We start from the raw sequence: 6167 nt of genomic DNA, 5'->3' as shown, positions 1-6167 counted from the left end.
GTACCGGCCCGGCTTGGAACGGGCGAATTCCGTCACAACACGACGCCGCACCTCAAACCACTACTGGCACACGCACCTAGACACGCCCCTGGCAGACTTCTACGCGGCCGTCGCCGTCTCGGACAAGATCCCGCTGGGCCTTCCCAAGGGGATCGACTACAACGAATTCACCAAACAGCTGAACAAGGCCACGCAAGCCCAGATCAAGAAGATCCTCGACGCCATGCCCGGGCGGACCGTCAAGGCATCCGTGACACGCCGGCCGGCGAGCAAGACCGAATTCGTCAGCGCCCACATGATCGGGACCGGTCCGCATGGGCCGGCCGGCCACGGCTTCACAGAGGAGAATCTTCGCCAAGGCACCACGTATTACCGCTTCCAATTGGTCGAGGGGATCGTCGGCATCATGCTGGACACCACCGACCCCACCGGGGGTGGTTACGGGTCCATCGACGCCGCCCAGGTAAAATGGCTCGAGGCGCAGCTCAACAGCGTGTCGGGACGCAAGTTCAACAGCAAGGGAGAACCGGTCACGACGGGAAACACGGATCAGCTCGTGGTGCTGTTCAGCCACCATCCCTCGTCGGTCTTCGGGCAACCCCGTACGCCGACGTCGGACCCGTACGCCCTCCGGACGCCCGCGGCCGTCCACGAGCTGCTGGGCCGCTACCCGAACGTCGTCCTGTGGGTCAGTGGGCACCTGCACCGCAACAAGGTCTGGGCACGCCGCAGCACCTTCGGGGACCACGGTTTCTGGGAAGTGAACACCGCCTCGCACATCGACTTCCCGCAGCAGTCACGAACCGTGGAGATCGCGGACAACAATGACGGCACGTTGTCCATGATCGGCGTGATGGTAGACCACTCGGAGGCGGTCCACCTCGACTACGACAAATCGTTCACGGCCGCCCAGTTGGCCGCCTTCAGCGCGGAGCTGGCGATGAACAGTCCCGGAGCCGGCACCTCCGGCCGGACGGGCACCGCGAAGGACCAGAACCTCGAACTGCTGCTGGCCAAGCCGTTCTAGCTGAGAACACGGAGCCGTCGCCTATCCAGCGGGGTCGGCGGACCCGGACGGTTCGGCGAACCAGAGCCGGGTTTCCCCATACTTCTTCTCGGCGAAGCGCTCCAGGCCGGAGGGCCACGCAGGCTCCGGCGAGCGCGTGGACCGTTCCACCACCACGACGGCGTACGGGCTCAGGTTCGACGCCAGCAGGGACAGCACGGACGCCAGCCCGTCCTCCCCCAGCGGGTACGGCGGGTCCATGAATACCAGGTCCCACCGGTCCACCCCGGCGTCCAGCACGCGGCCCAGGAACGTCTCCACGCGGGACCGCTGCACCGAGACGACCTTTGACCCCACGGCCCTGTTCACCAGGGACGCGTTGCGCTGGCACACCGCGGCGGCGCGGGCGTCGAACTCCACGAGCTCCACGGACTTCGCGCCGCGGCTGGCGGCCTCCACCCCCAGCGAACCCGACCCCGCGTACAGGTCCAGCACGCGCGCGTCGGCGAGCATGTCCAGGGACTCGAGCCGGGAGAACAGCGCCTCCTTGACCCGGTCGGTGGTGGGCCGCGTCCCGTCCCCGGGCACCGACACCAGCGGCGTGCCGCCGGCCGCGCCCGCCACGATCCGGCTCAAGAAACCCCCTTACCCGCGTTCAAGGAACGCCTCCGTCTCATCGGTCAGGTACGTGGCGATCTCGTAGGCCAGCGCCGGGTGCCGCGCCAGCTGCGGGTCCTCCTCGACGATGAGGCACGCGTCGGCGCGCGCCTGCTCGATCACGTCGGCGTTCGAGAGGACCTGCAGGAACCGCATGCTCCGCCGCCCGCCCGACTGCGACGCGCCCAGGATGTCGCCCTCGCGGCGCATCCGCACATCCTCCTGCGCCAGTTCGAACCCGTCGGTCGTGGCGGCCACGGCGGCCAGGCGCCTGCGGCTGGGGTGCCCGGCCGGCAGCCCGGTCTCCAGCAGGCAGGTGCCGGCATGCCCGCCGCGGCCCACGCGCCCGCGCAACTGGTGCAGCTGGGACATGCCGAAGCGGTCCGCGTCCAGCACGATCATGAGCGTCGCGTTGTGCACGTCCACGCCCACCTCGATCACGGTCGTGGCGACGAGCACATCGATGCCGCCGGCGGCGAAGTCGGCCATGGTCGCGGTCTTGTCCGCGGGGTCGAGCCGCCCGTGCAGCGGCTCGATCCGCAGCCCGGCGAGGGCCGGGACCGTGCGCAGGTATTGGACGACGGCGAGTACCCCGGCCATGGCGCGCTGGTCGCCGTCGCCGGTGGTTGAGCCTGTCGAAACCCCGGTGGTTGAGCCTGTCGAAACCTGATCTCGACGAGCTCGATCACCGCTGGTTGAGCCTGTCGAAACCCCGGTGGTTGAGCCTGTCGAAACCTGATCTCGACGAGCTCGATCACCGGTGGTTGAGCCTGTCGAAACCTGATCCTCGTCGCCGATCTTCGGGCACACCACGTACACCTGCCGGCCGGCGTCGACCTCTTCCCGGGACCGGGTCCACAGCCGCGCCTCCCAGCCGGGGTGCTCGGCCAGGGCGACCACGTGCGTGTTGATCGGCGCGCGCCCGGCGGGCAGTTCCTTCAGCTCGGACACCTCGAGGTCGCCGAAGACCGTCATGGCCACGGTGCGGGGAATGGGGGTGGCCGTCATGACGAGCAGGTGCGGCGGCTTGGCGGCCTTGGCGCGCAGCGCGTCGCGTTGCTCCACGCCGAAACGGTGCTGTTCGTCGACGACGATCATGCCCAGGTCGGCAAAGGTCACCGTGTCGGAGAGCAGCGCATGCGTGCCGATCACGATGCCGGCCTCCCCGGACGCGGCGGCCAGCATCGCCTTCTTCCGCGCTGCGGCCGGCATGGACCCGGTCAACAGGGTGACGGTGGTGGCGTGCGGTCCGCCGAGCAGCGTGCCGGAGCCCAGCGTGCCGAGCAGGGTGCTGATGGACGTGTAGTGCTGGCCGGCCAGCACCTCGGTGGGGGCCAGGAAGGCGGCCTGCCCGCCGGAGTCGATGACCTGGAGCATGGCGCGCAGGGCGACGAGCGTCTTGCCGGAGCCCACCTCACCCTGCAGCAGCCGGTTCATGGGGTGCGGGGCGGACAGCTCGGCGGAAAACAGCGACCCCAGCGTGCGCTGCCCGTCCGTCAGCGTGTAGGGGAGCCCGGCGTCGAACGCGGACAGGAGCCCCGCGGGCAGCCCGGGCCGGGCCGTGGCCGGCGAGTTCCGGGTCTGGTCCCGGCGCTGCGCCAGCGCCGTCTGCAGCGCGAGCGCCTCCTGGTAGCGGAACCGTTTGATCGCACGCTGCCAATCCGCCTCCAGTGACGGCTCGTGCAGCGCCAGGTACGCCTCCGGCAGCGGGCTGAATCCTTCCCGCGACACGATGCCGGCGGGGATCGGGTCGGGGATCTTGGTCAGGTCCATGACGCCGAGCAGCGTCTCGATCACGTTCTGGATGCGCCAGCTGGGCAGTTTCCCGGCCGCCGGGTACACCGGGATGGGCTTGGCCACGTGGAGCTCGGCCTCGTGTTCGGCCAGTTCGTCGTCGGGCAGCAGCGCGTACTTCGGCCCGGCCAGGGAAACGGTGCCCCGGTAGTTTTTGATCTTGCCGGAGAACATCGCCAGCACGCCGGGCTGCAGCTCGCGCATGGCCTGATAGGCGTTGAACAGGGCGATGCGCACCTTGGACGGGCGCCCGGTTCCGTCGGTGATCGTCACCTCGGTGATGTTCCCGGGCCTGTTGTTCATGCGCCGGGTCGTGGCCCGGACCACGCGCGCCACGATGGTGACCTCGTCGTCGGGCCCCGGATCACCGGCGTCGCCGCCAGGCTCGGAGTCGGACGGAGATGACCGCCACGGGTTCTCCAACGCCTCAAGATCGGTCAGCTCCCCCAGCTTCAGGTAGCGGCGTGGGAAGTGGTGCAGCAGCTCGCCGGCCGTGGTGAGCCCGAGTTCACGTTCGATCACGTCGGCGCTGGTCTTGCCGACCAGGCGCACCAGCGGAATGTTCAGTTCGTCGAGGGACGGGCCTGTGTCGAAAGGGTCAGAGGAGCTCATGGGCGTCGTCCGCGGTGGCGCTGAGCTGGGTGATGCTGACGTTGCTGGGGTCCCCGGCCGCGTGGATCAAATCCAGCGCCATGGCCGGTTCGGGCACGTGCACGTGCACCCGCCACGGATAGCCGCCGGTGGGTTCCATCTCCTCGGAGACGGCGCTGATGATGACGGATTCACCGAGCTCATCGAGCTGCATGCGCAGCCCGGCGGCGGCCAGCGGAGTCAGGCTGATGGTGCACATGACCTCCACCCCGTGGTCCTCGGGCATGTCGAGGGCGATGTTGCGGTCCTGGACCCGGTAGCCGTGCAACCCGTCGAGCAGGTCCTCCTGCAGTTCGTCGCCGAGGACGACGGCGCGCAGGCAGTCGAGGATGAGCAGCAGCCCCACGCCGCCGGCGTCGACCACGTGCGCGGCGGCCAGTGCGACGAGCTGGTTCTCGGTGGCCACGACGGCCTCGAGCGCGGCCTCCACGACGCCGTCCAGGGTGAGGGCGAGGGCGTGGTTGGAGTCGTCGCCGTTCATGGCGGACTCCACGACGGACGCGCCCCGGGCGGCGGCCTCCAGAACAGAAAGGAACGTGCCCGGCTGCGGATCGCTCAGCGCGCTCCACGAGCGCAGCTGCGCCCGGTGCAGGGCCGCGGCCAGCAGCGGGCCGCTGAACCGGTTCTGGCCGGCCAGGGGTTCGGCCATGGCGGCCAGGAAGACGGCGAACAGGGTGCCGGAGTTGCCACGGGCCTGTTCCATGGCGGCGCGCCCGGCCACGGCCACCACGGCCCCGACGTCGGCGGTCGGTTCCATTTCCTGCACACCCTGCGAGGCGGACCGGACGGTCTGGTACAGGTTGGTCCCGGTGTCGGCGTCGGCGACGGGGAAGATGTTGATGGCGTTGAGCCGGTCGCTGTGGTTGGCCAGCGTCTCTTCGGCCTTCGCCATCCACCGGCGAATCACCGGCGCGTTGGCGGCAATCTTAGACTGCAAAGTGATCCCATCCCACGGCGTCTTGGACGACGCTTCTCGAGTCCGCACCGGCAATCGTCACCGCCGGTTGGTTGGTGGCGCCGGGCAGTACCGAGCCTATCCCAAGAAACCCGTCCGGCAGGGCGGTGCCGCGCGGGAATGTGGATAACAAGCCGTGGTCCTCGCCGCCGGTGAGCACCCAGTGCAGCGGGTTGGCGCCGAGCGCGCGGGCCACGGGTTCCAGCTCGCCGGCCAGTTTGTCAAGCACGACGGCGTCAAGGTCCAGCCGGGTGCCGCTGGCCGCGGCCAGGCGCCCGGCGTCGCGCAGCAGGCCGTCGGAGATGTCCATGAGCGCGGTGGCCCCGGCGACGGCAGCGGCGGGGCCTGCGGCCAGCGGCGGCACGGGCCGGGCGAACGTGGCGGCGGCGTGCTCCATGTCCGGGGTGAAGTCGGCCGCGTCGATGCCGCTTTCGAGCAGCGCCCAGCCGGCGGCGGCCAGGCCCAGGGTGCCGCACACGGCCAGTTGGTCGCCGGCGCGGGCGCCGGAGCGCAGCACGGGGTCGCGGCACTCGAGCGATCCCATGACGGCCACGGTGACGACGATTTCCGACCCGCCGGAGAGGTCGCCGCCGGCCACCGAGCAGTCCCCCGCACCCAGTGCACTGATGGCCGCGCCCAACCCGGCGGCCAGCTCCTCAACCCAGCGGACCGGCGTCGTGCGCGGGAGGGTGAGGCTGACGACCATGGCCGTGGCAACGGCACCCATGGCGTTGATGTCGCTGAGGTTCTGCGCGGCGGCCTTCCAGCCGACGTCGTAGCCGGTCGAGTGCGAGCCGTTGGGCCAGGTGAGGCGGAAGTCGCGGTCCTGAACCTGCGTGTCGATGGAGACGACCGTGCGCCCGTCCGGGGCGGCGATGACGGCGGCGTCGTCGCCGGGGCCCAGGAGCACCGAGTCGCTGGTGCCCAGGCGGGGGAAGATGCGCGCCAGCAGCTGGGCTTCGGAGAGTTCGTCGACGGTGAGGGTCATGGTTTAACCGTAGCCGTCTGTGCTGACATTTGTGCCGGGCAAGTCCCCGTAGCTGGTGTGATGCCGCCAGGAAACCGCGGCGGCTGCGCTTGGACCGGTCCCGGTTCGGTACCGCC

5 protein-coding genes are annotated in these 6167 nt (G+C 70.0%); 1 reads left to right on the top strand and 4 read right to left on the bottom strand.

Features of this window, described 5'->3' with window-relative positions; all coding sequences use genetic code 11:
- A partial coding sequence (locus EJC77_RS20305) for a metallophosphoesterase family protein (protein ID WP_476712879.1) occupies positions 1-1027 on the top strand: 1027 nt, incomplete at its 5' end.
- A gap of 21 nt (positions 1028-1048) precedes the next feature.
- Here the strand turns inward: EJC77_RS20305 and rsmD are convergent.
- From rsmD to thiL, 4 genes are read right to left on the bottom strand one after another with little or no spacing between them, the layout of a single operon-like run.
- Positions 1049-1642, bottom strand: coding sequence for a 16S rRNA (guanine(966)-N(2))-methyltransferase RsmD (rsmD, locus tag EJC77_RS06585; protein ID WP_125610844.1), 594 nt, complete (start codon positions 1640-1642; stop codon positions 1049-1051).
- 9 nt (positions 1643-1651) lie between these two features.
- Positions 1652-4069, bottom strand: coding sequence for an ATP-dependent DNA helicase RecG (locus EJC77_RS06580; RefSeq protein WP_125610842.1), 2418 nt, complete (start codon positions 4067-4069; stop codon positions 1652-1654).
- A complete protein-coding gene (locus EJC77_RS06575) occupies positions 4056-5000 on the bottom strand; it encodes a DAK2 domain-containing protein (protein ID WP_205786949.1) in 945 nt (314 codons plus the stop codon). The genes EJC77_RS06580 and EJC77_RS06575 overlap by 14 nt, the downstream gene beginning before the upstream one ends.
- 34 nt (positions 5001-5034) lie before the next feature.
- Positions 5035-6051 carry a thiamine-phosphate kinase gene (gene thiL / locus EJC77_RS06570; protein ID WP_125610840.1) on the bottom strand — a complete coding sequence of 339 codons (1017 nt, stop codon included), beginning with the start codon at positions 6049-6051 and terminating at the stop codon, positions 5035-5037.
- Between the last annotated feature and the right edge of the window lie 116 nt (positions 6052-6167).

The sequence above is a fragment of the Specibacter cremeus genome, from assembly GCF_003946885.1.
Taxonomy (GTDB): domain Bacteria; phylum Actinomycetota; class Actinomycetes; order Actinomycetales; family Micrococcaceae; genus Specibacter; species Specibacter cremeus.
The sequence above is the reverse complement of the archived record's forward strand: the minus strand, read 5'-3'. Positions and strand labels throughout refer to the sequence as shown.

Excerpts from the sequence above, each read along its gene's own strand:
- EJC77_RS06580 (WP_125610842.1), bottom strand. The coding sequence starts at position 4,069 with ATGAGCTCCTCTGACCCTTTCGACACAGGCCCGTCCCTCGACGAACTG.
- EJC77_RS06575 (WP_205786949.1), bottom strand. The coding sequence starts at position 5,000 with ATGGCGAAGGCCGAAGAGACGCTGGCCAACCACAGCGACCGGCTCAAC.
- thiL (WP_125610840.1), bottom strand. The coding sequence starts at position 6,051 with ATGACCCTCACCGTCGACGAACTCTCCGAAGCCCAGCTGCTGGCGCGC.